18 protein-coding genes are annotated in these 20,519 nt (G+C 38.5%); 5 read left to right on the forward strand and 13 right to left on the reverse strand.

Annotation, left to right across the window (positions count from 1 at the left end):
- Positions 1-225 precede the first annotated feature (225 nt).
- Complete coding sequence (gene katA, locus LG336_RS22535; RefSeq protein WP_404329679.1) at positions 226-1,674, forward strand: catalase KatA; 1,449 nt, start codon at positions 226-228, stop codon at positions 1,672-1,674.
- Positions 1,675-1,764: 90 nt separating this feature from the next.
- Here the strand turns inward: katA and LG336_RS22540 are convergent, their stop codons facing one another.
- From LG336_RS22540 to LG336_RS22555, 4 genes are all read right to left on the reverse strand, one after another.
- Positions 1,765-2,523, reverse strand: coding sequence for an ABC transporter ATP-binding protein (locus tag LG336_RS22540; protein ID WP_404329680.1), 759 nt, complete (start codon positions 2,521-2,523; stop codon positions 1,765-1,767).
- Positions 2,517-3,467: an iron chelate uptake ABC transporter family permease subunit gene (locus tag LG336_RS22545; RefSeq protein ID WP_404329681.1), complete on the reverse strand. Its 951-nt coding sequence runs from the start codon at positions 3,465-3,467 to the stop codon at positions 2,517-2,519. Before LG336_RS22545 ends, LG336_RS22540 begins: the two co-directional genes overlap by 7 nt.
- On the reverse strand, positions 3,460-4,410 hold the full coding sequence (locus tag LG336_RS22550) for an ABC transporter permease (protein WP_404329682.1): 951 nt from the start codon (positions 4,408-4,410) through the stop codon (positions 3,460-3,462). Before LG336_RS22550 ends, LG336_RS22545 begins: the two co-directional genes overlap by 8 nt.
- 257 nt (positions 4,411-4,667) lie before the next feature.
- On the reverse strand, positions 4,668-6,620 hold the full coding sequence (locus LG336_RS22555; RefSeq protein WP_404329683.1) for an LTA synthase family protein: 1,953 nt from the start codon (positions 6,618-6,620) through the stop codon (positions 4,668-4,670).
- Between the two features lie 308 nt (positions 6,621-6,928).
- On the opposite strand from LG336_RS22555, the gene LG336_RS22560 reads away from it, so the two are divergent.
- The 4 genes from LG336_RS22560 to LG336_RS22575 all read left to right on the forward strand — a co-directional run bounded on the left by LG336_RS22560 (position 6,929) and on the right by LG336_RS22575 (position 10,139).
- Positions 6,929-7,147, forward strand: a complete 219-nt coding sequence (locus LG336_RS22560; RefSeq protein ID WP_404329684.1) for a methionine aminopeptidase — start codon at positions 6,929-6,931, stop codon at positions 7,145-7,147.
- A 112-nt stretch (positions 7,148-7,259) separates the two neighbouring features.
- The gene (locus tag LG336_RS22565; RefSeq protein WP_404329685.1) at positions 7,260-8,321 is read left to right on the forward strand and encodes a lactonase family protein; all 1,062 of its coding nucleotides are present in this window, start codon (positions 7,260-7,262) and stop codon (positions 8,319-8,321) included.
- A gap of 205 nt (positions 8,322-8,526) precedes the next feature.
- Positions 8,527-9,039: a DoxX family protein gene (locus tag LG336_RS22570; protein ID WP_404329686.1), complete on the forward strand. Its 513-nt coding sequence runs from the start codon at positions 8,527-8,529 to the stop codon at positions 9,037-9,039.
- Between the two features lie 194 nt (positions 9,040-9,233).
- Positions 9,234-10,139 carry a nuclease-related domain-containing protein gene (locus LG336_RS22575; protein ID WP_404329687.1) on the forward strand — a complete coding sequence of 302 codons (906 nt, stop codon included), beginning with the start codon at positions 9,234-9,236 and terminating at the stop codon, positions 10,137-10,139.
- A 705-nt stretch (positions 10,140-10,844) separates the two neighbouring features.
- On the opposite strand, the gene LG336_RS22580 is transcribed toward LG336_RS22575, so the two are convergent.
- The 9 genes from LG336_RS22580 to LG336_RS22620 form a co-directional block, all read right to left on the reverse strand.
- Complete coding sequence (locus LG336_RS22580) at positions 10,845-12,284, reverse strand: ATP-binding protein (RefSeq protein WP_404329688.1); 1,440 nt, start codon at positions 12,282-12,284, stop codon at positions 10,845-10,847.
- Entirely contained in the window at positions 12,268-12,960 is a 693-nt protein-coding gene (locus LG336_RS22585; protein ID WP_404329689.1) for a winged helix-turn-helix domain-containing protein, read from the reverse strand. The genes LG336_RS22580 and LG336_RS22585 overlap by 17 nt, the downstream gene beginning before the upstream one ends.
- A 162-nt stretch (positions 12,961-13,122) precedes the next feature.
- Complete coding sequence (locus tag LG336_RS22590; protein WP_404333262.1) at positions 13,123-14,316, reverse strand: MFS transporter; 1,194 nt, start codon at positions 14,314-14,316, stop codon at positions 13,123-13,125.
- Positions 14,317-14,658: 342 nt separating this feature from the next.
- Positions 14,659-15,918, reverse strand: a complete 1,260-nt coding sequence (locus tag LG336_RS22595; RefSeq protein WP_404329690.1) for a DUF445 domain-containing protein — start codon at positions 15,916-15,918, stop codon at positions 14,659-14,661.
- 344 nt (positions 15,919-16,262) lie between these two features.
- The gene (gene zupT / locus LG336_RS22600) at positions 16,263-17,069 is read right to left on the reverse strand and encodes a zinc transporter ZupT (RefSeq protein WP_404329691.1); all 807 of its coding nucleotides are present in this window, start codon (positions 17,067-17,069) and stop codon (positions 16,263-16,265) included.
- A gap of 194 nt (positions 17,070-17,263) precedes the next feature.
- Positions 17,264-17,794, reverse strand: a complete 531-nt coding sequence (locus tag LG336_RS22605) for a chromate transporter (protein WP_404329692.1) — start codon at positions 17,792-17,794, stop codon at positions 17,264-17,266.
- Positions 17,791-18,363: a chromate transporter gene (locus tag LG336_RS22610; protein ID WP_404329693.1), complete on the reverse strand. Its 573-nt coding sequence runs from the start codon at positions 18,361-18,363 to the stop codon at positions 17,791-17,793. The genes LG336_RS22605 and LG336_RS22610 overlap by 4 nt, the downstream gene beginning before the upstream one ends.
- Positions 18,364-18,503: 140 nt before the next feature.
- Positions 18,504-19,160: a potassium channel family protein gene (locus LG336_RS22615; RefSeq protein ID WP_404329694.1), complete on the reverse strand. Its 657-nt coding sequence runs from the start codon at positions 19,158-19,160 to the stop codon at positions 18,504-18,506.
- 14 nt (positions 19,161-19,174) lie between these two features.
- Positions 19,175-20,515: a TrkH family potassium uptake protein gene (locus LG336_RS22620; RefSeq protein ID WP_404329695.1), complete on the reverse strand. Its 1,341-nt coding sequence runs from the start codon at positions 20,513-20,515 to the stop codon at positions 19,175-19,177.
- Positions 20,516-20,519 lie beyond the last annotated feature (4 nt).

Here is a 20,519-nt window from a genome sequence, read left to right on the forward strand (position 1 = left end):
AATAAACTATTTATATATAAAACCACATCCTTAATAACATCAAGGTTTACCCCCTTTCTTTTAGGGTAAATAAATTTAATAGTAATTATAAATAGTAGAAATCTAGTTGACTTATGCACAAGCTGTATTTTATAATAATTATAAATTAAGATTTATTTTTAAATTAATCTTAATTTATTTTATATAAAACTAATGTAATAGAAAATAAAGGGAGGACGTAATACTATGAGCAAAAAGCTTACGACAAGCTGGGGTGCCCCAGTTGGTGACAATCAAAATTCCATGACGGCCGGATCACGTGGACCAACTTTAATTCAAGATGTCCATTTATTAGAAAAATTGGCCCATTTTAATCGTGAACGTGTTCCTGAACGTGTTGTTCATGCTAAAGGTGCGGGTGCACACGGCTATTTCGAAGTAACGAATGATGTAAGCAAATACACTAAAGCCGACTTTCTTTCCGAAGTAGGCAAGCGAACTCCTATGTTCATTCGTTTCTCAACTGTTGCCGGTGAGCTAGGCTCAGCTGATACAGTCCGTGACCCACGTGGTTTCGCTGTTAAGTTTTATACTGAAGAAGGAAACTATGACTTGGTAGGAAACAATACACCTGTATTCTTTATTCGTGATGCAATCAAGTTTCCTGACTTTATCCATACACAAAAAAGACACCCACAAACACATTTAAAAAATCCAAATGCGGTTTGGGACTTTTGGTCTCTTTCACCTGAATCTTTACATCAAGTAACGATTCTAATGTCTGACCGTGGTATTCCTGCTACTCTACGTCATATGCACGGCTTTGGTAGCCATACCTTCAAATGGGTAAACAATGAAGGTGAAGCGGTTTGGGTAAAATATCATTTTAAGACCAACCAAGGTGTGAAAAACTTAGCTCCAGATGTAGCCGCTAAGATTGCCGGCGAAAACCCAGACTACCATACAGAGGACCTTTTCAATGCAATTGATAAAGGCGATTTTCCGTCTTGGACGTTATATGTTCAAATCATGCCTGTTGAAGATGCGGATACATACCGCTGGGATCCGTTTGATGTAACAAAAGTATGGTCTCAAAAGGATTATCCACTTATTGAAGTTGGTAAGATGACCCTTAACAAAAATCCAGAGAACTACTTTGCTGAAGTCGAGCAAGTAACTCTATCTCCAGGAAACTTTGTGCCGGGAATTGAGGCCTCACCAGATAAAATGCTTCAAGGACGTCTGTTCGCGTATTCTGACGCACACCGTTATCGTGTAGGTGCCAACCATAATGCCCTACCAATTAACCGTCCGAAAGCGGAAGTAAATAACTATCAGCGCGATGGATTTATGCGTCCAGACAGCAACGGTGGTAGCAGTGTTTATTATGAGCCTAATAGCTTTAGTGGACCACAAGAGTCTGCAGAAGACCGTACTACTGGTTTCCCAGTCAGTGGTGTAGCTGAAAGTGTTAGCTATGATCACGATGACCACTATACACAAGCTGGTGACTTATATCGCCTGATGAGCGAAGAAGAAAGAGCTCGCCTTGTTGAGAACATTGTAGGTGCAATGAAACCAGTTGAAAGTGATGAAATTAAACTTCGTCAAATCCAACACTTCTATAAAGCAGATCCAGACTACGGAACACGTATAGCAAAAGGTCTTGGACTTGAAGTACCAGTTCAAGCTTAATGAAATAAAATGAATAAATAAAAAAGGTCGAATGTATCAGCTGATACATTCGACCTTTTTAGGTAAAATAGCAATCTATAAGAATAGCTGTTAAGAGTAGAACACACAGATTCTTTCTCGATTGATTTCCTCAATCTTGAAATCCATATCATACACTTCATTTAATACAACCGGATTGATAATTTCGTCCGTTGCTCCCTCTTTAATGACTCTTCCATCCTTCATCGCGACAATATAATCAGAATAACAAGAAGCAAAGTTGATATCATGAATGACGATGACAACAGTTTTCCCAAGCTCATCTGCAAGCCTTCTTAACGTCTTCATAATTTGTACAGAATGCTTCATATCAAGGTTGTTTAACGGTTCATCCAGAAGGACATATTCAGTATCTTGGGCAATGACCATCGCAATATAAGCACGTTGTCTTTGACCACCACTTAACTGGTCTATGTACTTATCTTGGAACTCTTCTAATTCCATGTAACGAATCGCTTCATTTACGAATTTGCGATCTTCTTTCGTTAGTCTTCCTTGGGAATATGGGAAACGTCCAAAGGAAACGAGTTCTTTAACCGTAAGTCTTACATTTATATGGTTTGACTGCTTTAGGATGGAGATTTTTTTGGCTAAGTCATTGTTCTTACAACGTGTTAGGTCCATACCATCAATATATATTTCCCCTTCATCCTTAGCAATCAAGCGGCTAATCATTGAAAGCAGTGTACTCTTACCTGCTCCGTTTGGTCCGATAAAAGAGGTAATTTTTCCTTTGGCAATTTTAACTGAGACGTCTGTGATTACATTCTTATTGTTGTACCCTTTAGAAACGTGTTTAACATCTACCATGATTTACTCTCCTTTAACAACAGATATATGAAATACACTCCACCAACGAAGTTGACAATCACACTTAGCGTGGTATCAAATGTAAAGACTCGTTCGACAATCAATTGACCGCCTACTAAAGCAATGATAGAAATAAAAATGGAACCAATAATTAAGTAGCTATGTCTATAGGTATTAAGAAATTGGTGAGCAACATTCGCCACCAACAATCCAAGAAACGTAATTGGTCCGACAAGAGCTGTTGAAATGGATACAAGAATTGCAATAACAACCAATAATCTTTTAACAACGTAATCATAGTCGACTCCAAGGTTTACTGCTTGATCCTTTCCTAATGACAAAACATCTAGGTATCTAATAAGTTTCACAGAGTAAAGTGAAACCAAAATCACCGCAATAGTAGCAATCAAAAGCAAATCCGTCTTAACATTGTTAAAACTCGCAAACATTCTATCCTGTACAACCATAAACTCATTCGGGTCAATTAATACTTGCATAAATTCTGTTATACTCCCAAAGAAGGTCCCAAAAATAATACCGACCAACAGGAGAAAGTAAATGTTTTGACCATCCCCCCGGAATAGTAATTTGTATAATAGTCCCGCAAAGATGACCATTAACCCAACCGAGATAAGGAAGTTCACATTTTCATTAGTGACGAGCAAATTCATTGAACCGAATACAAATATTAGAAAGGTCTGAATCAATAAATACAATGAATCAAGACCAATAATACTAGGTGTTAAAATCCGGTTATTTGTTATTGTCTGAAAGACTAGTGTTGAAAAGGCGATAACGCCCCCAGTTAAGATAATGGCATATACCTTTTTTAGTCTTCTTGGAAGTGCGTAATCCCAATTGTTCCCTAAGTCAATAAATATAAATGCTGCTGCCAGCAAGACAGCCACAACGGCTAATACGATCAATTTACCCTTATTACTCATATGCCTTTCTCCTCATAATCATGTAAAGAAAAATTCCGCTTCCAATTACCCCGACAGTTAGACCGATAGGTACCTCGTATGGATAGATAACAACTCGACCTAATACATCACAGGCTAACACGAAGACTGCCCCTAGTAGTGCAGTATGAGAAAGGCTTTTTTGTAAATGATCCCCACGGTACATCGTTACGATGTTGGGAATAATCAACCCTAAAAACGGAATCATTCCTACTGTCAGCACGACAATTGCCGTAATCAAGGCAACAATCATCAGACCGATGTTCATGATTTGTTTATGATTCAATCCAAGATTGACTGCGAACTCTTCTCCCATACCTGCGATTGTAAATTTATTTGCATATAGGTATGCGATAAAAATGAGTGGAATACTAATGTATAAAAGCTCGTAACGCCCTTGGATCATCATTGAAAAGTTTCCTTGTAACCAGGAAGACATATTTTGAATTAAATCTTCCTTGTAGGCAAAGAAGGTCGTTATAGAACCTACAATACTACCAAACATCATCCCCACAAGTGGAATGAAAATAGCGTCCTTGTATTTCACTTTATCTAGTAATTTCATGAAGATGAAACTTCCTAAAAGAGCAAAGAAGAAAGCAACTAGTACTCTTACAAACTGTCCAGCTCCGGAAAACAGCATCATGGAAACCAAAATACCGAAACGAGCTGAATCTTCTGTTCCTGCCGTAGTGGGAGAGACAAATTTGTTTCTTGTAAGTTGCTGCATAATCAACCCACAAATACTCATCCCAACGCCCGCCAAGATAATGGATACTAATCGCGGAAGCCTACTCACTAACAATATATGGGTTTGCTCGTCAGTTAGTTGGAACAAATCTAGTGGAGAAATATTTTGCACTCCGATAAACAACGAAGTGATCGCTAAAACAATGAAGCTGATAATTAAGTAAATAAGTTTCATAATGAGATTCCTTACTCTTTCTTTGAATGGCACCAATCTTATATGGTAAACAGATAAGGATCTTATATGTCTATCCATAAGAACATTCTATTGGATTGAATATTGCCTATAATTAAATGATAATGATTTTCAATGTCGAATGCAATGACTATTTTGTGACAGTGATAACTTTTTTGCTTCTCTACTGTAAATACAAGGAATATAGCTATAACAAAAAGCTGCCTATGAATATCATAGGCAGCTTGCTCGAGTTTTATTTAGTTCTCTGTCGCAGAACCTTTATTTGTATAATTATATTTAGATCGGTTTACAGAAGTAAAATCACCTGGTGTATAGAAACGCAATAAATCCCCATTGACAACTTTATCAGAGAGTTCTAACTGCTGTCTGACAATTTGGTTCAGCTGGTCGATCTCCTCTGTTTTCTCTAGCAATTCACCTGTTTCAGGGTCATAGTACTTTTCGTCAACAGCAGTAACAGTTGGACTAACAAAGTCGCCGTTACGGAATGCTACAAGCTCACGGTGGTCCTCAGAAAGCAAGTCAGTCCCTAAATGAACAAACTCTTCTGCTTCAACACCAAGGAGATGAAGCAATGTCGGCATTAAGTCAATTTGTCCACCATATGTGTGATTCACTCCACCCTTTAAACCAGGAGAATGAATGATAAGTGGAACTTCTTGCAACTCAGCACTAACCTCTGGCGTAACTTCTTTCCCTAATACGGTTTCCATCGCTTTATTATGGTTTTTAGAAATTCCATAATGGTCCCCATAAATCACAATAACGGAATTATCATAAATTCCTGATTCTTTCAGGTCATTGAAAAATTGATCTAATGCCTCGTCTGAATAACGAGCAGTTTGGAAGTAATTATCGACCGTTTTACTCCCAGTGTCATGTTTTTCAATCGTTGCTTGCTCTTGATCCATTGTAAAAGGATAATGGTGTGTCAGCATAATAAACTTCGAATAGAAAGGCTGTGGCAAAGACTGAAGCAACGGAATAGATTCTTTAAAAAACGGCTTATCCATTAATCCGTAATTCGTTACATTTTCCGGGCTCATATCGTAGTAGCTAGAGTCATAAAACTTGTCAATGCCAAAAGATTTATAGATTTCATCACGGTTCCAGAATGACCTTGTGTTGCCGTGAAAGACAGCAGAAGTATATCCTTTCTGTTGTGAAAGGATCGCCGGTGCAGCCTGATAAGTATTCATCCCCTTCATTGAGAAGGCAGAGCCCTGAGGCAAACCAAACAATGAATTTTCCAACATGAATTCAGCATCAGCTGTTTTTCCTTGGGCTGTTTGGTGATAGAAGTTATCAAAATAAAGTGTATTTCCATCACGAGTCAATGAATTAAGGAAAGGCATAACCTCTTCCCCATGCAATTCATAATCAATCAAGAAATTTTGAACAGATTCTAAATGAATATAGATGACATTACGGCCTTCTAACGCTCCAAAATACTCTGGATTAGGCTCAGCAAACTGAGATTGAGTGTAGTTAATCACTTCCGTTATATCATTGCTATCAGCCATAACACGCTGAGCAGAGGCTCTCGTACTTTGAACAGCGTCGTAAACGGTATAATTGTACATCCCTAAATATTTTACAATATAGTTTCTGTCGAATGTTCTTGTTAAAAGTTGTGGGCGATCAGCTTCCGCCATACCAAGATTCGCACTGAAAATAGCAAGTCCTAATAAAAAGACAGCCGCAATCTTTCGTCCGCTAATCTTAGAGGTATCGAACTTGATAAAATTAAGGCGTTTAGACGCAAGAACAGCCAACACGATAAAATCAACAAAGAAAAGAAGATCATATGGCTTAAATAAAGTATATAGACTTGAACTTACATCTCCAAAGTTCTGGGTTTGAAATAGTGTCGGTAGAGTAATAAAGTCATTGAAAAAACGATAATACAGTACATTTGCATATAATAAAAAACTAAGGACAAAATAATTAATAAGGAGCCAGCGATATTTTTTCTTGTCCTTCTTAAACATAGCAAGTCCAAGGAACAAGATTGCAGAAGCAAGTGGACTTAAGAATAATAGAAAGGACTGAATGGAATTCTCGACTCCTAGACTGAACTGTGTTACCTGAACGGCATATGTTTTAATCCAGAGAAGGAATACGGCTAAAAAGAAAAACCCCATGTAATTATTCAGACTCTGTTTTCCAAAATTAATGATGCTTTTCATTTTTTCACCTGCTTTTTAATTTAGATTTCAACGAAACTTTTCTACTATAGTTATATTATACTTTACGGTTCTTCTAAGAGAAAACTCTTGCTACAAAGAGTTAATATACTCTCTTTTCCCTAAATTGTAAAGTGGAAAATGTACTCCTATTTTTCACTACTCACTATAAATGCGCTTTCTTTCTAGGACATTTGTCACTGTTTTCAACTCTAGAAAAGCATTTTTAAAATCACCTTTTTAGTCTCGAACACTGTATAAAGCATTTACATATAGTAAATATAATAAGGTATAACTGTGAGGTGATGAAAATGGGGCTCTTGAACGCCTATCAGGATTGGAAAGACTCTAGATATCAAAAACATGTTTCTAATATGAAAGAACAAGATAAATGCCCAGATTGTTTTGGCAGAGGCTATCACATATTCCCTGCAACTGAATTTGTATATAATGTAACCCCATATGACTGCCAAGGTTGCAATGGCACAGGTACTTTCGAACAATGGACAAACCTTAATGAGACAACTTGATTTTATGAGTGAGTTGTCTTAAATATGATTATTTTTTAGACCTGTACAGTTCATGTACTGGTCTTTCATTTGTATAATAGAGATTATTAAAAGTATAGGAGGAACAAAAGTAATGAAGAATAACCATCTATTCCGCGGGTTCATAGGTACATACACAAAGGGAGAAAGTAAAGGGATATATTCCTTTCAATTAGATACACAAGGAAAAACAATCTCGAATATTGAAGTTGTTGCTGAATTAGAGAATCCAACTTATTTAACCATTACGGAGGACCAACAATTTCTGTACTCTGTTGTAAAAGAAGGGGAATCAGGAGGAGTTGCAGCTTTTAGTCTATCAGAAGATGCAGCTCAACTACGAGAATTAAATCGAACCCTTGAGAGTGGTGCATCTCCTTGCCATGTTATCACAGGACCCAATCAATCAGTCCTAGCGACAAACTATCATAAAGGCACGGTAACATACTACAAATCAAATGAAGATGGTTCGATTACGGCTCCACTATCTTTTGCAAAACATGAGGGTTCCGGTCCCGATCCTCGCCAAGAAAAAGCGCATACTCATTATTCCGGCTATACCCCAGATGGAAAATACATTGTTGTCGCAGAGCTCGGAATTGACCAGATTATTACATACCGTCTAGAAAATGGCCAATTAGTTGAAGTTACAAGGCTGGCAACAAAACCAGGCAGTGGGCCTAGACATCTTACCTTTCATCCAAGGGAGCCCTATGCGTACGTTATGACTGAGTTTAGTTCAGAATTAATTGTTTTGAAATATAACCAAAACGATGGTAGCTTTGAACAAAAGCAGGTCATTTCAGCTCTTCCGGATTCCTTTAATGAAAATAACCAAGGGAGCGCTATCCATATCACCTCAGATGGCAAATTTGTCTATGTAGCCAACCGTGGGCATGATAGTATAGCTGTATTTGAAGTGAATCAGGAAACCTATCAGCTAAGTCTCATTGAACATGTCTCCACTGAGGGGAATTGGCCACGTGATTTTATGCTGGACCCATCAGAAAACTTTCTTATTGTTGCGAATCAAAATTCTAGCAATCTTGTCCTCTATTCAAGAGAGCAAACCAATGGAAAGCTGAGTCTCCTACAAAAAGACGTAACCGTCCCCGATCCAGTATGTGTGAAGTTCTTAAATCATTCGGTTAAATGATGAAATCCAAATATAATTTATGTTTGCTGAGGAAGTTTTTCCTCAGCCCTTTTACGTTAGGAACTTTCCAAATAAAGCAAAATGGACAATTACTTTTCATAACTTTTTTACAAAAATTTGAATAACCAGAAAATTACCTTCCTTTTCCTTTTAAATCTGATATCTTAAAAGTGTAATCATTATCATCCTAAAAGGAGTGATTTTCATGATTGTCAATGCATTGAGAAAGAATAAGATTGTCGCTGGGATTCTTGCAATTGTTCGTATCTACTTGGGCTATGCATGGTTTACAGCTGGATATCATAAAATTGTTGATGGGTTCGACGCTTCTGGATATTTACAAAACGCAGCTGCAAACCCCGTAATGGGTCCTGATGGCGCACCCGTTTACGCTTGGTATACCACATTTCTCGAAGCCTTTGCTATTCCAAATGCAGAACTGTTTAACTTCTTAATTCCTTGGGGAGAAGCTGCCGTTGGCCTTGGCCTTATGCTTGGATGTTTAACAACAGCTGCCGCCTTCTTTGCTCTTGTTATGAACTTTGCCTTCTTCTTTGCTGGGACTGTTTCTCATAACCCAACTGACATACTGATGGGCTTCTTCATTGTCGTCGCTGGTTACAATGCAGGACGCTTCGGCTTAGACCGCTGGGTAATTCCATTCATCCGAAAAACTGTTTTCAACCAGACTAGTTCTACTGCTAATGAAACACTATAGTTTGAAAAAAGATCCCTTTTGTTAACTTAGGGATCTTTTTTATTTCAACTTCTGTCCTGATATGTTACGGGGAAAACGGGGTGCAAACATTGAGTTAAGCAACGTTAACAAAAAATACATACTTCTAGGTTGTTGGAGCTTAGTAATTTTATAAAATTGAGTTGACGTTTTAAAATAAAAAAAGGATGTGGACCATGCCTTATAAATCTCGTACGGAAACTAAAGAATTACAAGCACTGAAATACTTAAACACTCGGATGAATTTGTCTGTCAAAGACAAGCAGCACTACTTAAACCTTAAAAAGGGCTTTGAAGGTGAAGTAATGTTCGATTTGCTGACGGAAACACTTCAATGCGAATGCTTAATATTAAATGATTTGCTGTTTAAAGTTAATAATACTCTGTTCCAAATCGACTCACTGATTATTTGTTCAGAGACACTTTATCTTTTTGAAGTAAAAAATTACGATGGGGATTATTTATACGAATCAGATAAATTTTATACTAAAAATAATACTGAAATTATTAACCCCCTTCACCAATTAGGGAGAAATGAAGCATTATTACGCCAATTACTAGACAAACTTGGGTGTAGACTACCTATTAACTCATCAGTTGTTTTTATTAGCCCCGAATTTACCTTATACCAGGCCCCAATCGACAAACCAATTATATTCCCAACTCAAATTAATCGTTATTTGAAAACACTTAATAATACACCTTCAAAAATAAACACTAAACACAGAATGCTTGCTGATAAATTAATTTCGTTGCATCTTGTAGATTCACCTTATACCCAGTTACCTACCTATAAATACCAACAGCTGCGAAAGGGAATCAGTTGTGTAAAATGCGATTCGCTTTCAATTTCTGTCGAAGGAACGAAATGTTTTTGCAAGGAGTGCGGAGAGGAAGAATTGATTACCTATTCCGTAATGAGAAGTGTGAGAGAAATTAAACTCCTTTTCCCGGATCAAAAGATTACTACAAATATCGTCCATGATTGGTGCAAAGTGATAACTTGTAGGAAGAAAATTTCAAGGATCCTCGGAAAAAATTTAAAAGTTACAAACGTTAGACGCTGGTCCTCCTATGAGTAGCTAGTGGGGACTTACTTCTTATTTTTAGTGGATTTTTTTTTGTCCTTGGGAGACTCTCTCAAGGACTTTTGTTTTTTATGTAGCTTAGGTATTGTCCTTGAGTGGGGCTCTCATGGACACTTTTCTGGATTTCTTGCTGAGTTTTGTCCTTGAGCGGGGCTCTCATGGACACTCTTCTGGATTTCTTGCTGAGCTTTGTCCTTGAGCGAGGGTCTCATGGACACTTTTCTGGATTTCTTGCTGAGCTTTGTCCTTGAGCGGCCTTCTCATGGACACTTTTCTGGATTTCTCGCTGAGCTTTGTCCTTGAGCGAGGGTCTCATAGACACTTTTCTGGATTTCTTGCTGAGCTTTGTCCTTGAGCAAGGGTCTCATGGACACTTTTCTGGATTTCTTGCTGAGCTTTGTCCTTGAGCAAGGGTCTCATGGACACTTTTCTGGATTTCTTGCTGAGTTTTGTCCTTGAGCGGTGCTCTCATGGACACTTTTCTTGCTTTCTTACTAAGTTTTGTCCTTGAGAGGCCTTCTCATGGACACTTTTCTTGCTTTCTTGCTGAGTTTTGTACTTGAGCGGCCTTCTCATGGACACTTTTCTTGCTTTCTTACTGTTTTTTGTCCTTGAGCCTGCGCCTCTCATGGACTTTTACATGTTACTAACTACTTTTGGCCCCCACCGTGGTTTCCATGAACCTTATAAACTGGGAAATTAATTTATGCCGCTCTCTCTATGCAGAAGTGTAATCACAAATTTTGTTCCCCTACCCTTTTCACTTGTAACGGTAATTTCCCCTTGGTGTAGCTCAACGAGGCTCTTTACGATGGATAATCCTAGGCCAAAGGCTCCGTATGGATTACTCGTTCTAGATAGATCTGCTTTATAAAAACGACGCCAAATTTTTTCAATCTCTTCTGAATCTATTCCCGTTCCAGTGTCTTCAATTTCAATTACCGCTTCCTTGTCATCATTCTTTCCTCTTAGAGTAATCGTCCCGTCGCTAGTAAATTGAATACTATTTTTAGTAATATTGATTAAAATCTGCAACATCCTGTCATAGTCTGCAAACACCGTTGCTCCATCCGCTACCTCTATTTGTATCTCATTGCCCTTTTCGGTTGCTTGTTGATACAATTGTTCCTTGATGATTTCCAACAACTCTTCTAATTCAATTTCCTCTTTAGAAAGCTTTACTTGATTGGATCTAATCTTTTCATAATCAAGATTTTCATTTACTAGCCGAATCAATCGCTTTGTTTCCTTACTAACAAGGTTGATTCCCTTTTCTTTTTCAGCTTCCGGTATCATATCATTCCTTAAGCCTTCAATCACTCCACTGATTGTTGTAAGTGGTGTTCGCATTTCATGAGAAACGTCGGCCATGAATTGACGCCTACGATTTTCCAAGCTTTCAATTTCCTCCATCGAGTTGTTGATTTTATCAACCATCTGATTAAAATCCTTAGCCAACTCTCCAATTTCATCAAAGTTTGTAGAAGGCACGCTAACATTATAATTACCTGCAGACACCATTGAGGTTGCAGCTTGAATTTTTTTAATTCGATTCACATGGACCTTAGATAAGAACCAACTAAGTAGAACTGCAACCCCTAGTGCAATGAGAGCAGCATAAAAAAGGTACTGATTGATTTCACTAATCATTTCCTGGGTTCCTTGAATCGGAGAAGTGAGGAGAACCCCACCAATAAAGTTGCCACGAATGATATAGGGAACGGCAACAAAGGAAACATCCTGGTCAAACCTTTTTAAATCGTACTTACTAACAATCGTCTCCCCTGCCTGCAATCTTCGCCATTCCTTTTCAGTTAAGACAAGTGGCGGTCCTTTCCATTTGATAGGATTCAGCAAATTAATATTTTCATCGAAAACACTAAATTGAATATCTCTCCCAAACAATACATTGGCATATTGATTGATGACCTGCTCCGGCATTTTATTACCCTGTTGCAAATCTAGGAGGATGTTTTCCCCATAGTTAATCAGTTCATCGGTCTTATCCTTATAAACAAGGTTTTCAATGTATTGGGTAAACAATAAACTTAAAACGATAAAAGCCACTAAGAGTACACCCATATGACTAAATATCTGTTGATATAAATACTTTACCTTCACTTTATTCCACCGACTCATCAAATTTATATCCCACTCCCCAAACCGTATGAACAAATGGCTGCGTGGCTGTCCCTAGTTTTTTCCTCAGTCGTTTCACATGGACATCCACCGTCCGTTCATCTCCATAAAATTGATAGCCCCAGACTCTTTCTAACAGCTGTTCCCTTGTAAACACTTGACGGGGATGTTGAGCAAAATAAGCCAAGAGATCAAATTCTTTTGGAGTCAAGTTCAGAATCAAGGATCCTTCCATAAAAACTTCCCTCGAGTCCTTATCTATTTTTAAATGCTTCGTTTGGATGATGTTTTTGGCCGCCTGTTCTCCACTGTTCCGCTGATATCTCCGCGCCACCGCCTTGATTCTAGCCATTAGCGCAAGTGGACTAAACGGTTTCGTAACATAATCATCTGCACCCATTTCTAACCCCAAGACCTGATCGGATTCACTATCTTTTGCCGTTAACATAATAATCGGGATTTCACTATTTTCCAGCCGAATTTTACGGCAAAGACTGACCCCATCCATTCCGGGAAGCATCCAGTCGACAATGAGAAGATCCCATTCCCCCGTTTTAAACTCGTTATATCCCTTCAATCCATCGTGGACAAATTTTCCGTCTATCCCTTCCTTAAGAAAAAACATTTCAATCATTTCACAAACACTTTCATTATCTTCGATAACAAGAATTTTCATTGTATCCCCTCACCTTAAATGTTCCTTAACCTAAAATTAAGCTTTCACCAACGATTAATCAACTCTGTCCCAGACTATTTACAGATTCCTTCATAGTTTGTTAATCGTTTTGTAATAATTTTAATACTTAATAAAAAAACCACATCAACACTGAATGTGGTTTTAACCATTAACTTGCTGCTTGTTACGAAAGAGTAAGTATATATACAAAAGAATTGAGATTAATACAGAAATTGCCGACGTAACATAGATACTCGCGTACCCCCAAATATGACCAATCTGACCAAACACAATTGCCCCCACCCCTACTCCGAGGTCAAAAAAGGAAAAAAAGGTGGCATTGGCCATACCTTTTCGATTTGGCTTTGCCTCTTCTACTGCCCATGCCTGTAATGCCGGCTGAATTGACCCAAAACCGAGACCATAGATTGCTGCTGCGACAAACAAAATAAGGCTGTTGGGGAGCCATGCAAGTAAGACCATCGCTAAAAGAATTAACACCGCCCCAGGAATAAAAACAGCTTGATGTCCTTTACGGTCATACAGCTGTCCAGCAAAGGTTCTAGAAACCATGAGGAACAGTGCGTATATTAAAAAATACCATTCGATTCCTGCTACCCCTTTTTGAACTGAATATAAGGGAAGAAAAGTCGCAATTCCCCCAAATGTAACGGTTATAAAAAATAATAACATGGCAGGTTGCAGTGCGCTTTTTTCATAGAAGTCCCATTTTGCTTTCACAGCAGGAGTACTGCTCTTTTCTACTTCCTTATAATGAATTTTCGTGGCCATAAATAAGGCCAATAATCCTAAACCTGCACAAACAAAGAATAACGCTTTAAACGAAATAATCCCAGCTAAGGCTAGGCCAAGTGACGGTCCGAGCGCTAAGGCGATGTTCCCCGAGAGTCCGTAATAACCTAATCCCTCGCCTCTTCTACTTGATGGGACGATATCGGTTGCAATGGTACCAGAAGCTGTTGTGGAGAATCCCCACCCCACACCTTGAATAATCCTTAAGAAAAACAATAAAAACATTCCGGTTGCAAAACCAAACGACCCAACCGAGACCACAAAAACTGCTAGTCCGATTAAATAGACAAAGCGCCGTCCCTTTGATTCGAGAGCGTGTCCTGCATACGGGCGAAGAAGTAAGGCGGAAAAAGTAAATATCCCCACCACCAAGCCAATTAATTGATCGTTTCCCCCTAAATGTTCCACAAAAAGTGGGATGGTTGGTAACGTCATTTGAAAACCAAGGAAAATAAAGAAATTGGCAAAGCAAATCAAAATAAAATCCTTTGTCCATATTCTTTCCTTCTTATCTGCACACTGCCCTACAAGCTGTTTCTCCATCATATTCCTTCTCTCTAACTTGAAAATTTCTATCTTTCAAAATGGCTGTTTTCGTAAAGATTGTTGTTAAAATTGTAAAAATCTTAAAGCCGATTTTTACTACCTAAAGCCGATTTTAACGCAAGGTAAGCTATTTTGTACGTTATAGTAAGTTTACAAGCTCTTTTCACATTTTTTAAAAACCTATTTTGTAGGGAGACAAAGCTTCATCCATCCTATTTTGAATCAATAGCAATCAAGCTTGAGAAAAGAGCCTTCAAAATAAATCGCTGACCATATAGACTGATCAGCAATTGAAACACTAAATGATTAAGAGCCGTCTCTATAAATACAGTTATCCTACTAGTAAATGACTATTTTAAAAACGGTTAAACACAGACCGATAAAAAATCCACAAACAGCACCATTTACACGTATCCATTGGATATCTTTGCCGATATTATTCTCCATCATATCAATTAAGGTTTTTGTATCTAACTTATCAAGGTTTTCTTTAACAAGTATTCCTATCTTGGAATGGTTATTTTCAATAGCGGTAGCTACCTGATTATGTAGCCATGTTTCAATGGAGGACATTTTTTCATCATCTTCCTTAATGGCATTGATGTACCGGAGGACGACTGGGTTAATATAATGATCAACAAAATCTTCTTGATCAACAAACAAGAGGATGCGACCCTTTGTCGTATCTAAGAGGCTGCTAATCTGTCCTTTTAGTTCTAAATCGTTAACCAGCTTATTTTTCCAATCATTGATTTCTTCCATTAACTTTTCTCGGTTTTCGATGCCAACTAGTTCTTTCCTTATCCACTCTAGAATTAAGGTTCGGTAACGATTATCTGGATTACTTACATTTTTAATTCTGTTCAGGATGAAGGTTTGCATCATCTGTCCAATTCGCTCTTCATTCATCATTTGATTAAAAGATTGAATAGCAAATTTTAATAGACCGTCTGCTTCTGTGGTTTCAATTAGTTGCTTTCCTACCTTCCCCATCGTCTGTCTCGCCTCTTCTGTTGCCGCCCATTTTCCCGATTCCTCGAGTATATAATTGAATGCTGCTTCATCATATTTACGGTCCACAATTCCATCAGCAACAGATTTTAGGAGCCTTGAGGCGTCTACCTCCATTAAGTACCCTTTCATTTCCTTTTCCAGTAGAGGTACTAACTTACTAACGTCCATTCTCGAAAGACTGTCCCGAATGAGAGAATGGACCACTTTTTTTGTGTATTCATTCTGAATTTCCCTGCTTACTATCATTAAAATCTTATCACTGAAGTTGATTTTCCTGATTTTTTCCATAATACTCGCCACAGTAAGCCAGTCTTTTTCAAGCATCCGAACTAGAGCCTGAGTTAGCCGTTCCCGGTTTTTAGGAAGCAAGGCGGTGTGGGGGATTGGAATGCCAAGTGGATGTCGGAACAAAGCAGTGACCGCAAACCAGTCTGCTAGGCCTCCTACAAGACCAGCCTCAAATGCTCCTTGTAATAATTTTCCCGATAATGTGTCCTGAAAAGGAATTGTCAGCAAAAAACCAAAACCCATTACAGCAAGTGAAAAACCAGCTAAATATCTTGTCTTTTTATCTTTTTTATCCATAATTCTCCCTCGAACGCATATTTATAGTCTTCTTATATTATTGTATAGAATTCCAACATTTTCAAACGAACTATTTGTAACTTTTATTATAAAAATAGAGAGAACGACAAAAAAGGAACGCCGGTAGCATTATCCGAGCGTTCCTCTTAATTATTAAATAAGGCTCTTTTCTCAAACTTTGTAGCTCTTGTATACAAAATAGGTGTTGGATTAAGCCTTGTTTCACTACAAAGTAGCCTTTTTAATTATGAGAAAAGAGCGTGCAAACTTCCTATACCGTATAAAATAGCTTATCTTGCGTTAAAATCGGCTTTAAGATTTTTACAATTTTTACGAAAACAGCCTTAAATAAACAGCAAGAGACTGATGGCCATAACAGCCATTCCTCCTATGAGACCATAGATGGACATATGAGCCTCATCATATTTTTTAGCGGCCGGAAGTAATTCATCCAAGGAGATAAAGACCATAATCCCGGCTACTGCTGCGAAAATTACTCCGAACATAACATCGTTTAGAAAAGGCATTAAGAAAAGAAATGCGACAATTGCACCAACAGGCTCAGATAGACCAGATAAAAAAGATAATTTAAAAGCCTTTTTCTTATCCCCAGTTGCAAAATAAACAGGGACCGATACAGCAATTCCTTCAGGAATATTGTGGATGGCGATTGCAATGGCAATAGCAACACCTAAGGCTGGATCTTGGAGCGCTGATGTAAACGTGGCAATCCCCTCTGGAAAGTTATGGATTCCGATTGCCAATGCTGTAAATACGCCCATTTTTAGCAAAGCAGGATCTTGATCTACATTCTGCTTATTCATATCCTCGACTTTCTTAAGTTCATGGGGATTGGATTGTTTTGGGATAAACTTGTCGATTATGGCGATTAAGACCATTCCCCCAAAGAATCCTCCTACAGTGATCCAGTTCCCTAAACCATCTCCTAGCGCACCTGTAAGTGCATCTTGTGCTTTCACAAATATTTCAATCATGGAGACATAGATCATTACACCTGCCGAAAATCCCAGAGCTAATGATAAAAACCTTGTATTCGTCCTAGATGTAAAAAAGGCCAAAATACTACCAATCCCGGTGGCGAGCCCAGCCATTAATGTTAAACCAAAAGCAAATAATATATTTTCAGGCATATAAAATCCCCCATTCTTATCATGCTTAACTACTTATATTTTCAGTCTATGCACAATTCTAAGAAAGTTTCCTTTAGGAAACATTTTAACCACAGGTAAACTATCGGTCAAGAGAAAAGCGTAAGCGCCTTGAACAATCCCGACAGGCATAAGACGCAACTGAATAGAAGGACAAGAAAAAACCCTCATTCCAGTTAAGCTAGAACAAGGGCTCCATAAATGAGGGCAGCGCTAATTACATACGCCGGATGAATTTTTACCTTTTCCATTAAAACATAGGCTATGCCGCCAATGATGATTGTTTGTATGGTACCGACATCTTCATAAGAAGATCGAAAAAAATCATAAGTCATCACGCCAAGTAGCACCGCAATGACCGGTCTCACGACTATAGTCAGCCTTTTTACTCTTGGCGATTCTTTATATTTCATCAACAAACCGAGTAAACCAAGCATTAAAATGAGTGAAGGCGCAACGGTGGCAAACACTCCCACAGTTGCACCTAGGGCACCACCTTGTGTATAACCAATATATCCGGCCATTTTTGTTGCGATTGGACCTGGTAGAGCATTCCCAATGGCAAGTACCTCACTAAATTCATTCACTGTCATCCAGCCATATTCATCGACAACCTCATTTTCAATAAGTGGAATTGATGCAGGTCCCCCTCCATACCCTAGGATCCCAGGGATGAAAAAGGCCCAAAAGATTTTTATATAAATCATAAATTCTTTTGCTCCTTATTCTTTTCTTTCTCAGTGGAGTTCCCTTTAAGAAGGGCACCTGCCAATAACACAAAGATAAGAATAGCAGGATGAAGGTGTAAAACTTCTAACAAGAAAAAACTTACCAAGATTAACCCCACTGACCAACCCCATCCAAGTGGTGATTCCCCAGATTTTTTTACAAACCCCCAAGTAAGAACAGCTAGCATGACTGTAACAACAGGTACAACGGCCTCTGCCATTCCTTTCACCCAAGGTTCATTCTTATAAGCATTTAAACTGGTTAAGAGTATGACCAAAAGAATGATTGTAGGTACTACTGAAGCAATCAATGCATTGAGCATGCCAAGAACCCCACCAACCCTATAGCCAATATATCCTGCCATCTTCGTTGCCACTGGTCCTGGGAGTGCATTCCCTAACGCTAGAATGTCACTAAATTCATCGGTATTCATCCATTTGTATTTTTCAACCACTTCTTTATGCACTAAAGGGATTGAAGATGGACCACCACCGTACCCAAGTAAACCTACTCGTAAAAATGCCAAGAAAATATCTTTTTGTCTCATAAGTTCCCCTTATTGTAACTCAATTTGAAAAGGTGTATGAACCTCTTCTATAATGTATACTTTCCCCAAAACCGTTTAAAACTTCCTTCATATTCCCCCACAGCCAAAAGGCTGCCGAGTTATTATTTTCTCGGCAGCCTTTAAGTTAGATTCGCAAAATTTTCTAGATCACTGTTTTCCCCAATCACGAGTAAAATATCATCCACTTCCAATTTTTCTTCTGGATCTGGAGATATATTAATGTGGTTTTTTTCCTTTATCGCCACAACGGTTACATTGTATTTGCTCCTTAGACTGAGTTCCCGCAAATTTTTTCCCATCATACTTTTTGGTACATGAATCTCTTCTATACTATATGTTCCTGAAAGCTCAATAAAATTCAATACATTCGGGGCAGCCATTAAATAGTGAGCGACTCTTTCACCCATATCTTTTTCCGGAAAGATTACCTTATCTGCTCCAATTTTAGATAGTACCTGACCGTGGTTCTTTGTTAAGGCTTTTGCAACGACATGTTTAACGCCCATTTCTTTTAGTAAAAGCACAGCAAGTATACTTGCCTGAATATCATCGCCAATAGCCACAATTACAGTATCAAAGTTTTTTATTCCTACATCTCTCATTGTTTCCTCTTCTGTAGCATCACCAATAACAGCGTAGGAAACAAAGTCCTTGTAATCATTTATGTTTTCTTCATTTTTATCAATTGCGAGCACCTCATTGCCTTCTCTGTATAAGGTCGTAGCAACGCTTGAGCCAAACCTACCCATTCCAATGACAGCATACTGCTTTTTCATTCTAGGATTTCCTCCTAACCAATCATAATCTTGCCCGGTGGCAAACGGTAATGGTTCTCACTTTTTCTTAATAGGACCGCTAAAGCAAACGTCAATGGACCGAGCCTCCCAACATACATCGTAATGATAATAACAATCTTACCAAGGACAGATAACTCAGGTGTGAGTCCCAAGGATAACCCCACGGTTGCAAAAGCCGACGTCGCTTCAAATAGCAGCAATAATAAATCTTTCCCTGGCTCAGTAATGGTCAAAATCACCGTTACAGCGAGGACGAACATGAGAGAACTAGCAGCAACGGTCCAAGCCTTATATAATGTCTCAGGAGAGAGACTCCTACCGAAGAAGGTTACGTCTGCCTTTCCTTTAATTTGAGCTTTTATCCCACTAATTAGTACTGCGAATGTCGTCGTTTTAATTCCACCACCTGTAGATCCTGGTGAAGCCCCAATGAACATTAAGAACAGGATGACTAATATGCTGGTCTGTGTGAACTCAGAAATAATTAGTGTATTTGAACCCGCTGTTCTTGAACTAACAGACTGATAAAGTGCCCCCAATATCTTACCTTCTACTGAAAGAAGCTGCAATGATTTCGGATTTTGATACTCAAAGATAAAAAGTAGAATTGCTCCTCCTAAAATTAAACCAGCAGAAAGGGATAGAACCGTTTTTGAGTGTAGGCTAAGTTGCCGTTCCACTCTATATGAAATTAATTCTTTTAAAACAATAAAACCCAAGCCCCCACAAATAATCAAGCTCATTAAAGTGATATTCACAACAGGGTCACTAACATAGCTGGTAAATCCAGCGAACCCGCCCATTAAATCGAACCCTGCATTATTAAAATTGGAAATCGCATGAAATACCCCATAATAACTAGCTTTTCCTAATGACCAAACCTTAGCAAAACGGATAGTAAGGATAATCGCTCCTGCTATTTGAACAATCACTGTAAATAGGAGGATTTCCTTTACTAAAAGAACAATCCGCCCCATCGTAAGATTGTTCCACGATGCCTGAAGTAACAGTCTTTCTTTTAGGGTAACCTTCCTTCCCAAAATAATCGCAACCATGGTGGCTATACTCATAAACCCAAGACCACCTATTTGTATTAATCCTAGAATAACCAGTTGACCGAAGGTGGTAAACGTCTCACCCGTATCCACGACAACAAGTCCTGTGACACAGGTTGCGGAGGTTGCGGTAAATAAGGCATCTATAAATGGCATGCCTAGGCCATCTTTTGTTGCCAAGGGAAGGGATAGCAATAGTGTACCAACTAGGATTATTCCGACAAACCCCAAAGCAAGAATCTTTGGAGCATCTAGTTTAGGCTTCTTAAATGTACCCATAGCG

Origin of the sequence: Mesobacillus maritimus (assembly GCF_044803185.1) — a bacterium.
In the GTDB taxonomy this organism is placed as follows: Bacteria; Bacillota; Bacilli; order Bacillales; family Cytobacillaceae; genus Mesobacillus_B; species Mesobacillus_B maritimus_B.

What these genes read in the sequence shown, in the direction of transcription:
- LG336_RS22595 (WP_404329690.1), bottom strand. Translation starts at nt 15,918, where the DNA reads ATGGATAAAAAAGATAAAAAGACAAGATATTTAGCTGGTTTTTCACTT.
- katA (WP_404329679.1), top strand. Translation starts at nt 226, where the DNA reads ATGAGCAAAAAGCTTACGACAAGCTGGGGTGCCCCAGTTGGTGACAAT.
- LG336_RS22540 (WP_404329680.1), bottom strand. Translation starts at nt 2,523, where the DNA reads ATGGTAGATGTTAAACACGTTTCTAAAGGGTACAACAATAAGAATGTA.
- LG336_RS22550 (WP_404329682.1), bottom strand. Translation starts at nt 4,410, where the DNA reads ATGAAACTTATTTACTTAATTATCAGCTTCATTGTTTTAGCGATCACT.
- zupT (WP_404329691.1), bottom strand. Translation starts at nt 17,069, where the DNA reads ATGCCTGAAAATATATTATTTGCTTTTGGTTTAACATTAATGGCTGGG.
- LG336_RS22545 (WP_404329681.1), bottom strand. Translation starts at nt 3,467, where the DNA reads ATGAGTAATAAGGGTAAATTGATCGTATTAGCCGTTGTGGCTGTCTTG.
- LG336_RS22585 (WP_404329689.1), bottom strand. Translation starts at nt 12,960, where the DNA reads ATGAAAATTCTTGTTATCGAAGATAATGAAAGTGTTTGTGAAATGATT.
- LG336_RS22575 (WP_404329687.1), top strand. Translation starts at nt 9,234, where the DNA reads ATGCCTTATAAATCTCGTACGGAAACTAAAGAATTACAAGCACTGAAA.
- LG336_RS22590 (WP_404333262.1), bottom strand. Translation starts at nt 14,316, where the DNA reads ATGGAGAAACAGCTTGTAGGGCAGTGTGCAGATAAGAAGGAAAGAATA.
- LG336_RS22560 (WP_404329684.1), top strand. Translation starts at nt 6,929, where the DNA reads ATGGGGCTCTTGAACGCCTATCAGGATTGGAAAGACTCTAGATATCAA.
- LG336_RS22620 (WP_404329695.1), bottom strand. Translation starts at nt 20,515, where the DNA reads ATGGGTACATTTAAGAAGCCTAAACTAGATGCTCCAAAGATTCTTGCT.
- LG336_RS22610 (WP_404329693.1), bottom strand. Translation starts at nt 18,363, where the DNA reads ATGAGACAAAAAGATATTTTCTTGGCATTTTTACGAGTAGGTTTACTT.
- LG336_RS22565 (WP_404329685.1), top strand. Translation starts at nt 7,260, where the DNA reads ATGAAGAATAACCATCTATTCCGCGGGTTCATAGGTACATACACAAAG.
- LG336_RS22615 (WP_404329694.1), bottom strand. Translation starts at nt 19,160, where the DNA reads ATGAAAAAGCAGTATGCTGTCATTGGAATGGGTAGGTTTGGCTCAAGC.
- LG336_RS22570 (WP_404329686.1), top strand. Translation starts at nt 8,527, where the DNA reads ATGATTGTCAATGCATTGAGAAAGAATAAGATTGTCGCTGGGATTCTT.
- LG336_RS22605 (WP_404329692.1), bottom strand. Translation starts at nt 17,794, where the DNA reads ATGATTTATATAAAAATCTTTTGGGCCTTTTTCATCCCTGGGATCCTA.
- LG336_RS22580 (WP_404329688.1), bottom strand. Translation starts at nt 12,284, where the DNA reads ATGAGTCGGTGGAATAAAGTGAAGGTAAAGTATTTATATCAACAGATA.
- LG336_RS22555 (WP_404329683.1), bottom strand. Translation starts at nt 6,620, where the DNA reads ATGAAAAGCATCATTAATTTTGGAAAACAGAGTCTGAATAATTACATG.